The organism is Bacillus sp. 0209A, from assembly GCF_036765095.1.
GTDB lineage: Bacteria > Bacillota > Bacilli > Bacillales > Bacillaceae > Bacillus > Bacillus subtilis_G.
The window spans coordinates 938,579-952,343 of the sequence record NZ_JBAIZV010000002.1 but is presented as its reverse complement, the minus strand read 5'-3'; the positions used below and the strand labels follow the sequence as shown (position 1 = coordinate 952,343).

Genomic DNA, 13,765 nt, shown 5'->3' with positions numbered 1-13,765 from the left:
CTCTTTCTTCCCCCCTTATTTATTCATCTCTTCCAGTTTGACAGCGAGCACCTTGCCGATTTGAGCGAGCGGTGCAGGCTGACAAAGATCTTTATGGCGGCAGTCGATGTCGATTTGTTCAATGTGTCCGTTAATATAAGGCTTCCACGAATCCGGTTCAATCGGATCAAACCATTCAGGTATGATTGTTGATCTGAAAAACAAGACATTTCCACGGAAGGTTTTCGGCTTATATGAGCCTAAAATGCCGACAGAATTGACATACGTATTCTTCAGATTTAAAATGACCGATTCATCCAGACTCGCAAGCGCGCTGCCGTCACGGCGAAGAATCTCAATCGCCGTTTCAAAATCAAGCGGTTTGTCCCCTAAGCTGTCTGGATCGTACCCGCCTAACGCCAGAAGAGCAATAAGCGCTTCCTCATCATCCGGCGCCTCTTTTATGGGAAGGAAGTGGTTCGGATAGGCGTCCAGCATCACTAGTAGAGATACTTCTTCTCCATGATTTTGCAGCTGGGTGGCCATAGCTTGAACAACATTCCCGCCAAGGGACCAGCCCAGCAGATGATACGGGCCTTTCGGCTGGACCGTTCGGATTTGTTCAATATAATCGGCAGCCATGTCATCAAGCGATTTCGGAAGCTCCTCCCGCTCCCCGATTCCGCGTGCTTGCAAGCCGTAGATCGGATAATCTGTTCCTAAATTGGTCATCAAACCAGCATAGCACCAGCTGAGTCCGCCTGCCGGATGTACACAGAATAAAGGAAGCTTGTCTCCGCTTGTTCGGAGCGGCAGCAGAACATCGAGTGCGCTTTGGCTTGTGCCCATCTCAAGTCTTTCAGCAAGCCCGGCCACAGTCGGTGCTTCAAATAGGTTGCCGATGCTGAGTTCAACACCGAGCGCTTCACGAATGCGGCTCATCAGCTGAACAGCAAGCAAGGAATGTCCGCCTAAATCGAAGAAACGGTCATCAATACCGACACGCGGCAAGTGAAGCACTTCCATAAACAGGTCACAGAGGATTTCTTCCTGCGGTGTTCTCGGTCCGCGTCCTGTCACCGCCGCTGCGAAATCCGGAGCGGGCAGCGCTTTACGGTCAAGCTTTCCGTTCGGTGTCAGCGGCAATTCTTTCATCGTCACAAAGGCGGAAGGCACCATGTAATCCGGCAGTCTATCAGCAGCATATTTGCGCAGTTCCGCTGTATCAAACGTTTCTTTCGAAGGGATAACATAAGCTGCCAAACGTTTATCTCCCGGCTGATCCTCACGAACGATCACTGCCGCATCTTCAAGCTGTGAATGCTGAACTAGCGCGGCTTCAATTTCTCCAAGTTCAATCCGGAAACCTCGAATTTTCACTTGGTGATCGGCACGGCCGACATAGTCGAGAGAACCGTCAGCGCGGAGGCGGGCCACATCCCCAGTGCGATACATCCGAGTGCCCGGAGGACCGAATGGATCAGCTATGAAGCGTTCCGCTGTTAAACCAGCCCGTCCCAGATAGCCTCGTGCTAATCCCGCTCCTGATACATACAGCTCTCCGGCAACACCCGGCGGAACGGGCTGCAAGCGCTCGTCCAGCACATATACACCAAGATCGGGAATCCCGCAGCCGATCAAACTGTTTGCCCGTAAAGCTGCAATGCTTCGGTCTAATTCGATATAGCTCACATGCACAGTCGTTTCAGTAATCCCATACATATTGATCAGCTTCGGTCTATTTTCAGGGTGGCGATTATACCAATCCTCTAAACGGCTGAGTTCCAGCGCTTCTCCGCCAAAAATGACATAGCGCAGACTGAGCGCCTGTCCGAAATCCGCCTGCTCCCGTTCCGCCTGCATCAATTGATAGAAAGCAGATGGTGTCTGATTCAGAACGGTCACACCTTCTTTGACAAGCAGGCGCAGAAACGCTTCCGGCGATCTGCTGACATGATGGGGCACGATCACAAGACGTCCGCCGTGCAGCAAAGGACCCCAAATCTCCCACACCGAAAAGTCAAACGCATAGGAATGGAACATGGTCCAGATATCGTCCGAGCTGAAATGGAACCAGTGGTCGGTCGCTGCAAATAAACGCGTTACGTTTTGATGAGGAATCATCACACCTTTTGGAACTCCCGTTGAACCGGATGTATAAATGACATACGCCGTATTCAAAGGAGAAAGCGGCTGAATCCGATCCGTATTATTCGGATTCTCAGCAGAGTATGTGTTTAGTTTCTCTTCCAGTCCCGGATCATCCAACACGATTTTCGGCACGTTTTCCGCTGACGGAATATGCTCCGCAACTTTTGTGTTCGTCATAATAAACGCGGGCTGTGCATCTTTCAGCATAAAAGCGATTCGGTCAGCCGGATAGTCCGGATCGAGAGGCAGATAAGCCGCGCCGGCTTTCAGCACCGCTAATAGCCCGACAGCCATCTCCAGTGATCGGGGCAGTGCTAATGCCACAAATTGCTCCGGCCCGACGCCTTCGCTGATCAGCATTCGGGCAAGCCGATTTGCTCTTTCATTCAGCTCTGCATAGCTTAGCGCCTGATCTTCATAAACAACAGCAATGGCATCTGGACTTAAAGCTGCCTGTTTCTCAAACTGCTCCGGCAAACTTGCGTGCGGAATCTTTTCAGAAACACTTCTCCAATCTGTCACCATGCTGCTGTGCTCCTCCGGTGCAAGAATGTCCAGATTTCCGATTTGCTGGTCCGGATCAGACTCGGCAGCCTCCAGCAGGCGCATCAGACGGTCAGCAAGAGCCTGAGCGGTTTCCCGCTTGAAAAGATCAGTGCTGTACTCGAGCAGTCCCTCCAATCCGTTTGGTGTCCCGTCAGCAAGCCGGTTTTCACTGATTTCCAGCGTCACATCAAACTTGGCAGAACCGACACTGTGGATCCGCAGGCTGCTTTCCATGTCAGGAAGATGCAGTTCAGCGTCTGGTGTGTTTTGGAACGCAAGCATAATTTGGAATAAAGGATGCGTCGCCCGTGAACGAGCCGGATTGAGCACCTCTACAAGTCTCTCAAACGGCAGGTCCTGATTTTCATAAGCTGCCAGATTCACTTCCCGCACTCTGTCAAGAAGCTGACGGAAGCTGGGGTCACCGGACGTATCGGTTCTGAGCACCAATGTATTGATAAACAGCCCCACAAGATCGCCCAGCGCATCATCATTCCGCCCCGCGATCGGACTGCCGATCGGGATATCAGTGCCCGCCCCGAGCCTTGTCAATAAAGCGGTCAGGCCGGATTGAAGCACCATAAACAGGCTCACCCTATTTGTACGAGCCAGCTCCTGCAATCGCTTGTGAAGCTCAGGCTCAATGCGAAAATGAATCGTATCCCCATCATGACTCGGCTCAGCCGGACGTGAATAATCGGTTGGCAGTTCAAGCTGATCAGGCAAATTCTTCAGGGTTTCTTTCCAGAAATCAAGCTGTCCGGCAATCAAACTATTTGGATCATCCCCGCTTCCAAGCAGTTCTTGCTGCCAAAGCGCATAGTCTGCATACTGCACAGCAAGGGGCGCCCATTCGGGATCTCTTCCGTGACAGCGAGCCGCATAAGCCGCCCCAAGATCGCGGGTCAGCGGCGTTAAGGACCAGCCGTCCCCGACAATATGATGTACGAGGAGAAGCAGCACGTACTCGTCAGGACCGATGACAAAAAGCTCTGCACGAAAAGCAGGTTCAGCTGCAAGATCAAAACTGTAGCGCACAGCTTCGGCAAGCCGCTCAGAAAGCTCCTTCTCAGCAATTTCAGTAACATGTAAATCAGGCCGTGCTTGATCAGCCTCCAAAATATGCTGATAGGATGTCCCTTGTGATTCAGGGAAAATCGTCCGAAGGCTTTCATGGCGGCAGACGAGATCATATAGTGCCGCTTTCAGCACTTCTTGGTCCAGTTCACCCGTCAGACGGACAGCAACCGGAATATTATAAGTAGGGCTCGGTCCTTCCAGGCAATGGAGGAACCATAGCCGTCGCTGAGCAAAAGAAAGCGGGATATTATCAGGCCGCTCGGCTCTCTGCAATGCGGGCCGTGCACTCTGCGCCTGATCGAGATGTACAGCAAGTCCGGCGACTGTCGGTTCGTCAAAGAGCTTTGCGATACCGAGTTCGACCCCCATTACCTCGCGAATACGGCTCATCAAACGGGCCGCAAGAAGAGAGTGACCGCCCATCTCAAAGAAATTGTCATCAATGCCGACACGGGCCAAACCAAGAACCTCGGCAAACAAGTCACACAATATCTCTTCCTGAGGGGTCCGCGGTCCCCGATCGCTGACAGATGTGCTAAAATCAGGCGCTGGCAGTGCTTTTCGATCGAGCTTGCCATTCGGTGTTAATGGCAGTTCGTCCATCTCCACAAACGCCGCCGGCACCATATAATCAGGAAGACTGGCACCCACATAACGGCGAAGCTCGGCAATGTCAATAGCAGAAGCAGCGACTATATATGCGACTAACCGTTTGTCTCCCGGCTGATCTTCCCGAACGACAACAGCGGCCTGTTCGATGTCCGGATGCTTGGCAAGCACGGCATCAATTTCTCCAAGTTCAATTCGGAATCCGCGAATTTTGATTTGATGATCAGCCCGCCCGATATAATCCAAAGACCCATCAGCTCGCCAGCGGGCCTGATCTCCGGTTCGATACATCCGAGTCCCCGGCGGTCCGTATGGATCTGCGACAAAACGTTCGGCCGTTAAATCAGGCCGGCGGAAGTAACCTCTAGCCAAGCCGTCTCCTGCAATATAAAGCTCTCCGACAACGCCCGGCGGCACCGGCTGCAAGCCGTTATCCAGCACATACACCTGCGTATTCCAAATCGGTTTGCCAATCGGCGGAACGCCCTTCACCCCTTTTTCAAGAAAAGCTGCGGCAGACCAAATTGTTGTTTCAGTAGGGCCGTATAAGTTCGTGACTGGACACTGAAGCTCTTGAAGCGCCTGCAAAAGACCGCTCGGCAGCGCTTCGCCTCCGACAAGCACTCTGAGCCCCCCAAGTTTCTCTGGTTCATTCGTCACTAAAGCATGCCATAGTGTCGGTGTCGCCTGCATGATATTGATATCAAAATATTCAATCATCTGAGCTAATGCCTGCGGCTCACAAATCGTTTCTTTCTTCGCGATCACGATTTGCGCCCCGCTGATAAGCGGAAGAAATAACTCCAATGCCGAAATATCAAAAGCGACAGTTGTCACAGCCAACAGTCTGTCTTCTTCTCCCAGAGAAAAAGCCTCCTGCATGGACAGCAGAAAATTGCTTAAGCTTTTCAGCGTAACAACGACACCCTTCGGCCTTCCTGTTGATCCTGAGGTATAGATGATATACGCAGGATGGGCAAGAGGAACCGATATATTCGGATTGTCAGGCGAATAGCGTTTAACAGCCTCCTGTGTAACAGCCTGATCAAGCACAAGCTGCGGTACTGCCATGTCATCAGGGAGACGGGCTGCTATTTCCTCAGTCGTTATGATGCATGAAGGTTTCGCATCCTCGAGCATGTAAGAAATTCGGTCGGCTGGAAACTCCGGATCAAGCGGAAGATACGCCGCACCAGTCTTTAATACAGCTAGCATCGAAGCTACCATCTCCGGAGAACGCGGCAGCGACAAAGCGACAAATTGCTCCGGACCAAGACCTTTTTCAATTAAAAGGTGCGCGAGGCGGTTTGCCTCCTCATTCAGTTCTTGATAGTTTACTTGAACGTCATCACATAGGAGAGCGATACGCTTTGGCGTAAGGATTGCCTGCTTCTCAAACATGTCCTGGAGGCTGAGCAGCTTCTCGGATTTTCCTGTCTCATTCCATTCACGAATGACTTGTTCTTTCTCCTCTGGTAATAGAAGCTCCATTTGCCCAATCAGCATATCCTCCCCGGCTGAAGCCGTTTGCAGCAGCTGCAGGATACGCTGCTGATGAAGTTGAATATCAAACTCGCTGTACACCTCTGGATTCGCATCAACATCTATCCGCAACCCGCTGCCGTCCGTTCTGTCATAGACATTGATTGATAGATCATCAACAGGACCGGCTGAAAGGTTATGCGTTGTTCCTCGGGCCCCGGCAAAGTCAAGACCGTAATCAAATGGCATGAGATTGATTTGCGGGCCAAACAATCTATGGTTTTCTCCTATCAATTTCAGATCGCGCCGAAGCTCTTCATGGCGATACTTATGATGTCGCCGGATACTGCGGATTTCCCGGGAAATTTGCTGAATAAGCTCTGAAAAGCTCATCGAAGAGCTGACAGACAGCCGGAGCGGGAGAAGATTCATCACCATAGCCGGCACATTCAATGATGCGGACCCTATCCGTCCCATCATGGGCAGACCGAGCACAATATCCTCAGAGCCGGTCATACGGTGTACATAAACAGCCGACACTGCAACCACGACTTCATGCCAGCTTCCTGAGAAATAGCGCGCCGCTTCTTTTAACGCGTTTACATCAGATAGAGGCAAATACGCCGTATGACGAAGAAAGCTGTTAGATGTTCTTGGGGCCCGATCAGCCAAACTCACAACTTCAGGGCCATCAGCAAAACGATCCAGCCAGAATTGACGATCCTTCTCATACTGCTCTGATCCGCGATAATCTGCATCCTCCTCCAATATGGCCTGGAGAGCCCCAAAGGAACGGCCATCAGTTGATTGTCCTTTCATAAGTGCGGCATACGTACTTGCCACGCGCTGGGCAATCAGGGAAAAGCCGAAGCCGTCGATCGCAATATGGTGAATGCGCTGATACCAAAAGAAACGATCAGGCCCGGCTATAAACAGAGCTTCATTGAACAAAGGGTCATATCCTAAATCGATCGGCTTTGCCAAATCTGTCTTCATCCAGTTTAATGCTGTTTTTTCCGGATCAGGCTCAGAGCTGACGTCAATGATGTGCAGCTGTACATCCGGAGACGGGTTTATCTTTTGCCAAGGCCCATCCATCTTTTCACCGAAGCGGACATGCAGCGATTCCGCTTCCTTTATCACGTGCCGCAAAGCTTCTTCAAAAAGAGCAATATTGATTGGTCCATTGATTTCTATATATTCCGCTGTATTGTAGATTGGATTGTCCGGATCAAGCTGCTGAGCAAACCATATGCCGGTTTGCGCTCCGGTCAAAGAATATTGAAGGTCTTTTGTATCAGGCATCCGTTTGTTTACCCTCCCTTTATAAATAATCCGCGTTTGGCAGCACTTGCTGGCTGCGGGTTGTGAGCAATTTTTGCCATTCTTCGATCGTCGGGCGTTCAGCCAGTTCCACGAATGTCACCTCGGCTCCTTCGCGGCGCCATTGTTCTACTAATGTCATGATCCTTACCGAATCAAGCCCACGGTCGAGCAAATCCTCTTGATCTGCAATATCTTCAGGTGTTTCTTGAAGAAGCTCAGCGATTTGATTACGGATATTCTCACATGTAAACACTGCTTTGCCAGTCGTCACTGACGTTTTCTGAGCAGGTTCAGGCGCATTCTTCAGCTGGTCGAGAAGACTGTCGGCCATCACGGTAAACGCGCAGCGCCCAGCCGCATAGTCCAGCGCCATTTGATGTTTTTCTAATGAAAAATCAGCAACTGCATCTCCCACAAAAAATGCTTCGATATCCTCCATAAATGCTTCACATGCTGTAACGAGACAGCCAATATGGGCGTAAATCCCGGAAATGATCAGCTGATCGCGCCCCTCTTTTCGCATAATCTCAAGCAGATTCGTTCTCTTAAACGCGCTGTATCTCCATTTTGTCAGCACGATATCATCATCATCCGGTGACAGCTCGTTTACAATTTTCTCCTCATAAGGGCCGCTGTTTAATCCCGGACCCCAAAAGTCTGTCAGCAGCGCCCGATCAGCCGGATTTTGGCTTCCCGGCTGCGCGGTATAGACAACAGGAATCCCCAGCTGGGCACATTGGTCCTTCAGCTTGCGTATATTCGCTGAAAGCTCTGTTACCGGAGACGCTCCCGCTGTGAAAGCATCGACAAAATAGTTTTGCATATCGTGTATTAACAGGACTGCCCGATTGGGATCAGGCACCCATGAAACTTTGTTTTGCGGCATATCAGACGCTGTCGGCATTTGATACGGCTGAATGGCAGGTATAGCCATTTGAACACTTCCTCTCAACTTGTTGTTTGTTTTATTTTTTTGAACCTGCAAGAAGCTTCTCGGCAATGGCTTCACGAAGCGCTTTTTTGCTGACTTTTCCTACCCCTGTCTGCGGGAAGGATTCGACAAATTCAATGCGGTCGGGGATTTTGTATGCAGCCAGTCCGCGCTCTCTCAAAAAAGCTTTAAGCTCTGCGGCTTTCAGCCCTTCATCCCGGGGAATAATGAACACACAAGATCTTTCGCCAAGAAATTGGTCAGGCATTGAGACCATTGCGGCATCATGGACAGCCGGATGTGCCAGAAGATGATTTTCAACTTCTTCAGCCGCCACTTTTTCTCCCCCGCGGTTAATTTGATCCTTCGCTCTGCCTTCAACGACAATATAGCCGTCTGCTGTCAGCCTGACGATATCACCCGTGCGGTAAAAACCGTCCTCAGTAAAAGAAGCGGCATTATGCTCTTCTGCCTTATAGTAACCCCGAATCGTATACGGCCCCCGCGTCAGCAGATGCCCTGTTTCACCAGGTTTCACGTCACGATCCTGATCATCCCAAACACGCACTTCGTCATATGGGGACATCGGTTTTCCCTGGGTGGTGACAATGACTTCCTCAGGGTCATCCAATCTCGTATAATTGACGAGACCCTCTGCCATTCCGAACACCTGCTGAAGCGTGCAGCCGAAAACAGCTTTAACCTTGCGCGCAGCTTCAGCACTGAACTTGGCGCCGCCGACCTGCAGCACTTGAAGGCTGGATAAATCGTCATCGCGTGAAGATGCGGCATCCATCCATACCATTGCAAGGGGCGGAACAAGAGCGGTAATCGTGACTTGTGCCCGTTCAATCAAAGGAAACGCGTCATCAGGACTTGGAGAAGGAGATAATACCACTCTTCCTCCGGCATACAACACGCCGAGAACCCCGGGAGAGCTCAGCGGGTAATTGTGCGCCATCGGCAATGCTGCCAAGTACACCGTACTGTGATCGAGCCAGCAGACCTCTGCACTCCGCCGCAGACTGTATATGTAGTCATCGTGAGTCCGCGGGATCAGTTTTGATAAGCCGGTGCTTCCTCCAGAAAGCTGAAGGAACGCCACATCCGAAGAGCTGACTTCAGGCCGTTTCACAGGTTCTGTATGCAAACCCTTCAGCGGCAAAAATTCCTCTGCTTCACCTGCGACAATGACGTGTTTCAAAGACGGCAGCTTGCTTTGAACCTGTCTGGCAAGTGAACGGTAGTCAAAACCGGAATAAGAGTCTGGAATGATGTAAGCAGCCGCTTCAGCAAACTCGCAAAAATATGTAATTTCACTGCTTCGATGAGAAGGCAGTGCAAAGACTGGGAGCGCCCCCAAACGGAAGAGCGCGAAAATGACCTCAAAAAACTCTGCGATATTCGGGAGCTGCACTACGACACGATCCATCTGTTGAATGCCGAGCTTTTGAAATCCGGCAGCCAGACGATCAACCCTTGTGTCAAGCTCTTGATAGCTCCAATGGGTGTTTCCGCATGTAATGGCAATGCGATCACCATGTTTGGCAGCCCTGTCCCTTAACAGATCTCCAAACGTCTCGCCGGCCCAGCAGCCATTCTTCCGATATGTCTCAGCTACCCCATCAGGCCAAGGAGTAAATCCATTCAGCATGTTGTATCCCTCCAGCAATTCATTCTGATCATATATGATTCACGCCCATTGCCCGCAGCATTGTCTGAAACTTCGCGGATGTCTCCTGAAGCTCGTCCTCTGGTTTTGATCCGGCAACAACACCTGCTCCTGCATACAGGCGAAGTGAGCGTTCTTCTGCCTCTGCGCAACGAATCGTAACGATCCATTCTCCGTCACCCGCGTCATCACACCAGCCGACCATGCCGGTAAAGAAACCGCGGTCAAACGGTTCAATGCTGAGAATCGCTTCTCTTGCTAGATCAGTCGGTGTTCCGCAGACGGCCGGCGTCGGGTGGAGCGCCGCTGCCAATTCCAGTGCGGTCACCGACGGATCAGACAGCTCTCCCTTAATCACGCTGGACAAATGCCACATCGTCTCCGTTTTGATCAGTGAAGGTTTCTCCGGAACATCCAGCGTCCGGCAGAAAGGCCGGAGCGCTGCCGCAACCGCGTCAGCCACAACCGCATGCTCATGGAGATCCTTAGCGGAAGAAAGCAATTCGGCAGCCCGGCGCTGGTCTTCAGCCGGATCATCACTGCGAGGCCTTGAGCCGGCTAATGGATTGGAAACGACCTGAGTTCCCCTTCTTGAAACGAGAAGCTCCGGACTTGCACCGAGCAAAGTTCGGCTCGACGACGTTTCCGCTTGTCTGGACACGTCTGCGGCAAACGTGTAGCCATGCGTATTATGCTGCGCCAGATGTCTAAGCAGTTCATCCGTCTGAATCGGTTCAGACGATGTCAAATGCAGCGATCTGGACAGGACAATCTTGCTGAGTGTCCCATCGGCAATGCGCGCCAGTCCTTGTTCGACACCATTTTTATACCCTTCCGGTGCAGGAACAGGCTCTATGTGGTATGTATGCTCAGGCTGCTGCTCCTTCTCCGCATAATCAAATTGAAGCGGTCCAGACCAGCGCACTTCTTCAGGAACAACAAGCCGAGCTGCTTTTACATGATCAAAAGGAACGGCTCCGACAACAAGCGGACGGCTTTGCCCCGACTGCTTTGCTTGACGCAGCGTCTCTGCAATACGGCCGGAAAGGGTTTCTATTTGGTTGTGCCCTTCTGCCTCCGGTACGATTTCACTAATGCCTTTCGCTAACAGCACGCGATGGGGAGAAGCTAAGAAAAAAGAACCCGGCTGATACTCATGAAGCAAATGCTCCGCTTTTGTTCCTGGTACAACGTTTTGTTCCAACATTCTCATGAACCTCCTTTAAAATGAGTTATACGCCTAAGGTCGCGCCGCCATCTACACATAAATTATGCATCGTAATATGCCCCGCCTGGTCAGAAACCAAAAAGAGCACGGCATCCGCAATATCCGAAGGCTGAGCCATTTTTTTGAGCGGGATTCCCGTCTTAAATGTCTCAAGTGATCCTTTTATGACTTGCTCAGCTCCATTTTCATCGGCCCATAATGACCACTGCATGTCTGTTTCGGTTGATCCGGGAGATACAATATTGCAGCGGATATGATATTCTGCAAGCTCAAGGCCAAGACATTTCGTAAACATCACAGCAGCAGCCTTTGAAGAGGCATATGCCGCCATTGATGTCCTCGGCACACTGGCAGCATTCGATCCGACCGTTACAATCGAACCCGATCTCCGGTCCATCATATATTTGCTGACTGAACGCGAGACGTTAAACACGCCGGTCGAATTCACTGAGAACGTGGCCTCCCATTCCTCATCACTGAGTGTATGGATTAGTCCCGGGCGAAGGACACCCGCTACATTCACCAAAATATCGATCGGCCCCATTTCACGTTCGATGCGGGCCGTGATGTCGTCAATCGCCGCGCTGTCTCTCACATCCGCGGGAAAGGCTTCCGCATGGCAGCCATCTGCTTTAAGACTGTCCACAACCTTTTGCAGCTTTTCAGGATGATAATCAACTGCCGCAATGTGTGCGCCTTGACTGGCAAGCGTCCTAGCAACAGCTTCACCTATCCCTTGGGCAGCTCCTGTTATCAAAGCAATTTTGCCCTCTATACCCTTTGCATTCATGTCATCAATTCCTTTCTTCGCTTATGCCGGACGGACATCCAGCGAAAAAAACTGCTGTGCCTTGAAAAGAAAAGCACAATTTAGTGATAATGATTATCATTATCAATTATAAAAATAATCATATCCAATTGTCATGTGACAGTCAAATATAATTTCAATGACGAATATTTTATATGTAGAAGCGAGGCTGAGAATGTCTCAGCCCATTGACATATGCGGTCCGTCAGGATGAAGCGCAAAACGCAGCGCCCTGCTGACCAAAACAGGAAGAACCGAAATATGCCCTTCTCCTGAAAACTCGCAAAACTCTGCCCGCATGCCTTGTTCAGATAAAGCGGCCAGCCGTTCGTAAAGCTCCCTCGCATTATCGTTTATCCGGCTTTTATGATGCTGCTCCAATTCACCTGCAGCAAGCAGGATATTGATAGGCTGATTGTTGTTCTTGAAGCGGGAGGCGAAATGGCCCGTTTTCTCGAGAATAAATGGCTTATTCCAATGAATAGACGGACTTCCCGCGACATACGTTTGAAACGCATCCGGCGCTGTTAACAGCACCTGCAGCACGAACAGACCGCCAAGCGAGTGCCCAAAGATCGTTTGTCTGTTTCTGTCAATCTGGTAATCTCGTTCTATCTCCGGTTTTAGATCCTCCTCAATAAATCTGAAAAAGCCCTCTGCCCCGCCATGCTCCGGCCATTCTTTGCCGTCGGGTCTTTCCGGCAGCTTCGATTGAGCCGTCGGCATTGTAAAATCCCGGTGACGCGCTGAGGAGAACGGTTCTGCTGTCTCATAGCCAATGCCGACGATCACAGCAGGGATCACTCCGGTTTTTTCAGGACGGCGCCCCTGTATTCGAACAGCTTCCGCCATCGTTCCAAAGACAGAATTGGCATCCAGCAGATAAATAACCGGATAACCAGCGGGCGGCGGCGGGGTACTCGGTTTCGAAATGAAAATTTGGTAGGCACGGTTTTCATTGCGTGAAGATATCATACGCACTTCCGTCCCAGGAATGGTAAATGCGTTTTGCGTCCCGCCTTTCACTCTGTCTGTTGTTTTCTCATTCATGCAGTACGACATTCCTCTCCTTAAACTAAATCGCAATATATGATAATGATTTTCACTATCAACTAGACAACTCAAATAATAGGTTTTCTTCCAAAGAAAGTCAACTTTTTTCCAATTAAAAAAGGCACCTTCATCAAATAAGGTACCTAAAGGCTATTTATATGGAAATAAAAACCGGATAAAGATGCAGATTGTCCTACCTAAAATAGAACCTTAATCCCATGTAAATCTTTGATTTTGCCAAGGATCGCCTCTCATGTGATAGCCGTTCTGCTCCCAAAAGCCAGGGTGATTCTCTTTCGTAAATTGGATGCCGCGCAGCCACTTGGCGCTTTTCCAAAAATACAGATGCGGAAATACGCCCCGCAGCGGGAAGCCGTGTTCAGGCGTTAAAGGCTCGCCATTATGCGCATAAGCCAGGAGCGATGTTTCAGCCATGAAATCATCAAGCGGGAGATTGGTCGTCCAGCCCTCTTCCGCATGTAAAATGACGTAGCCCGCTTCTTCTTTAACACCCGCTTTTTCCGCTATATCTCGAGCCCGCACGCCTTGCCACACATTATCAAGCCTTGACCAGCCAGTGACACAGTGAATGTCATTTTTCGATTCGTACTGAGAAAAGGCCTTAACATCTTCGAAACTCAACAGCATCGGCTGGTCAACCAATCCATATACTTGCAGATTCCATTTGGTCATATCTTCGTAATATGGGACATTTCCAGTATGAAGCACAGGAAATGAGGTTGTGACGTTTTGATTTGGCGGCACTCTCCCAGATTGGTCAGTCTGTTTTGTTTTTCCAAAATACATATAGAGCCCTCCTTTTCGTTAACCTTATTTCAATTTATGTTGACAATATATCCGTTCTTTATTACTCTATGATTGTGTATGTCAACCTAAGGG

Annotated in this window: 7 protein-coding genes; all 7 read right to left on the bottom strand. The window is 50.3% G+C overall.

Annotated features, from left to right (window positions below; translation table 11 throughout):
* Nucleotides 1-15: 15 nt before the first annotated feature.
* The gene (locus V6D44_RS09990; RefSeq protein ID WP_333516456.1) at nt 16-7,152 is read right to left on the bottom strand and encodes an amino acid adenylation domain-containing protein; all 7,137 of its coding nucleotides are present in this window, start codon (nt 7,150-7,152) and stop codon (nt 16-18) included.
* Nucleotides 7,153-7,171: 19 nt separating this feature from the next.
* Nucleotides 7,172-8,107, bottom strand: a complete 936-nt coding sequence (locus V6D44_RS09985) for an isochorismatase (RefSeq protein ID WP_333516455.1) — start codon at nt 8,105-8,107, stop codon at nt 7,172-7,174.
* Between the two features lie 31 nt (nt 8,108-8,138).
* The gene (locus V6D44_RS09980; protein ID WP_333516454.1) at nt 8,139-9,758 is read right to left on the bottom strand and encodes a (2,3-dihydroxybenzoyl)adenylate synthase; all 1,620 of its coding nucleotides are present in this window, start codon (nt 9,756-9,758) and stop codon (nt 8,139-8,141) included.
* Nucleotides 9,759-9,786: 28 nt separating this feature from the next.
* Nucleotides 9,787-10,983: an isochorismate synthase DhbC gene (dhbC, locus tag V6D44_RS09975; RefSeq protein WP_202328126.1), complete on the bottom strand. Its 1,197-nt coding sequence runs from the start codon at nt 10,981-10,983 to the stop codon at nt 9,787-9,789.
* A gap of 25 nt (nt 10,984-11,008) precedes the next feature.
* Nucleotides 11,009-11,794: a 2,3-dihydro-2,3-dihydroxybenzoate dehydrogenase gene (locus V6D44_RS09970; protein WP_087993299.1), complete on the bottom strand. Its 786-nt coding sequence runs from the start codon at nt 11,792-11,794 to the stop codon at nt 11,009-11,011.
* Nucleotides 11,795-11,992: 198 nt separating this feature from the next.
* Nucleotides 11,993-12,862, bottom strand: a complete 870-nt coding sequence (gene besA, locus V6D44_RS09965; RefSeq protein WP_087993300.1) for a ferri-bacillibactin esterase BesA — start codon at nt 12,860-12,862, stop codon at nt 11,993-11,995.
* Between the two features lie 213 nt (nt 12,863-13,075).
* Nucleotides 13,076-13,672, bottom strand: a complete 597-nt coding sequence (locus tag V6D44_RS09960; RefSeq protein WP_087993301.1) for a sulfite oxidase-like oxidoreductase — start codon at nt 13,670-13,672, stop codon at nt 13,076-13,078.
* Between the last annotated feature and the right edge of the window lie 93 nt (nt 13,673-13,765).

Bases quoted from the DNA above. Each gene is read 5' to 3' on its own strand.
- V6D44_RS09990 (WP_333516456.1), bottom strand. From the start codon at position 7,152: ATGCCTGATACAAAAGACCTTCAATATTCTTTGACCGGAGCGCAAACC.
- V6D44_RS09970 (WP_087993299.1), bottom strand. From the start codon at position 11,794: ATGAATGCAAAGGGTATAGAGGGCAAAATTGCTTTGATAACAGGAGCT.
- V6D44_RS09985 (WP_333516455.1), bottom strand. From the start codon at position 8,107: ATGGCTATACCTGCCATTCAGCCGTATCAAATGCCGACAGCGTCTGAT.
- dhbC (WP_202328126.1), bottom strand. From the start codon at position 10,983: ATGTTGGAACAAAACGTTGTACCAGGAACAAAAGCGGAGCATTTGCTT.
- besA (WP_087993300.1), bottom strand. From the start codon at position 12,862: ATGAATGAGAAAACAACAGACAGAGTGAAAGGCGGGACGCAAAACGCA.
- V6D44_RS09960 (WP_087993301.1), bottom strand. From the start codon at position 13,672: ATGTATTTTGGAAAAACAAAACAGACTGACCAATCTGGGAGAGTGCCG.
- V6D44_RS09980 (WP_333516454.1), bottom strand. From the start codon at position 9,758: ATGCTGAATGGATTTACTCCTTGGCCTGATGGGGTAGCTGAGACATAT.